Raw genomic sequence first — 1,307 nt, 5'->3', positions numbered from 1 at the left:
GAGTGCAGTTGGCCTGACAGCATCGATACTCTTTAGAGCCAAAAGCGGCGGTACTGCAAGCGAGCATCTTGGTGACATTTTCAATGACGACGGTTCGGAGCGTTTTCCGATGTTTATTGAGGTAGTTTAGCCAATTATCGTTGGCATTGAAGAGTTGTTTGATGGGCTTATTCGGATGCATGACCTATAGGATAAACGATTCATGTAAAACGACCTAGTAGGATGAGTCTCTTTGTTTTCGGCCGTAGGCCGCTCAGGCGACAACGTCGCCGGTTCTTATCGGTCTCTCGATAGAGGAGCCAGCGTTCAATCGAACTATCAGATAGAAGAACTTTAGTTGCAGCTAAAGTCTGGGTCTCTCTTTACCCGATTGGAGTGCTTATTATCCATACAAGCAATTTAAGAGCGATTCTCAACGCTTGGTATTGTTGTATCTACTTCAAATTTAGTGTTTACGGTACAGTACTTTAGGTTGGGTGGAGGCGTTGTTCCCCCCTTAATGCGGTGTTATATTTTTTATCTCTGGTAAGATTTGCTATCTTTATTTTTTAGTATAAATTGAAGTTTAATAATTTATAACTATATGAAATTAAAAATGAATAAAGAATCCACAGTTGCTGGACAAGCTGTCTACTCGAAGAAAATACTCTCAATATACGATTTCTGGGTTTTAGGAGTCTCAAATAACTATTTTTGGAAATGCCCAACTAGATTTATTAGCGAGCAATTTTCAATGTTAGTTTCATCTAACCATTTAGATGTTGGTGTCGGCTCAGGTTATTACCTCAAGAATTATCTACCTCAATCAACAAAACGTATCGCTTTGCTAGATTTGAATCAAAATAGTCTTGATACAACTTCAAAAGCAATAAATCATTTCCAACCGGAAGTTTACTGCGGGGATGTACTTGAGCCTCTTGAGTTAAATGTCGATAAATTTGACTCAATTAGTGTTAATTACTTGCTTCATTGTTTACCTGGAAATTTGATTGATAAGGGTATTATGTTTAAGCATTGATCTGCTCCAGTTAGACTGGACACCGCATTAAGCTACATATTGTTTTTCAAAGTTAACTGGGCTTAGATACCCAAGAGCACTGTGCCTTCTTGTTCGATTATAATCAACTTCAATGTATTCAAAAAGCGCTTGGCGCATCTCTTCTCGGGTCATTATCGGCTCGTATTGGACGGCTTCTACTTTCATTGAGTGGAAAAAGCTTTCAACACAGGCGTTATCCCAACAATTCCCCTTCCTACTCATGCTTTGTTTTAGATTATGAGCTGCGATTAAATCTCGGTAGTCTTTT

Annotated in this window: 1 protein-coding gene and 2 pseudogenes; 1 reads left to right on the top strand and 2 read right to left on the bottom strand. The window is 38.9% G+C overall.

Annotated features, from left to right (window positions below; translation table 11 throughout):
- A pseudogene (locus L4B77_RS20045) lies at window positions 1-181 on the bottom strand (IS91 family transposase); the annotation flags it as partial.
- 414 nt (window positions 182-595) lie between these two features.
- Here L4B77_RS20045 and L4B77_RS20040 point away from each other — a divergent pair.
- Window positions 596-1,015 (top strand): annotated as a pseudogene (locus L4B77_RS20040) (methyltransferase domain-containing protein); the annotation flags it as partial.
- 30 nt (window positions 1,016-1,045) lie between these two features.
- Here the strand turns inward: L4B77_RS20040 and L4B77_RS20035 are convergent.
- The coding region (locus L4B77_RS20035; protein ID WP_429748332.1) for an IS3 family transposase at window positions 1,046-1,307 on the bottom strand (262 nt) is incomplete at its 5' end.

This window comes from Vibrio minamisatsumaniensis, from assembly GCF_050337445.1.
GTDB lineage: Bacteria > Pseudomonadota > Gammaproteobacteria > Enterobacterales > Vibrionaceae > Vibrio > Vibrio artabrorum.
This window is presented reverse-complemented; position numbering and strand designations above follow the sequence as displayed.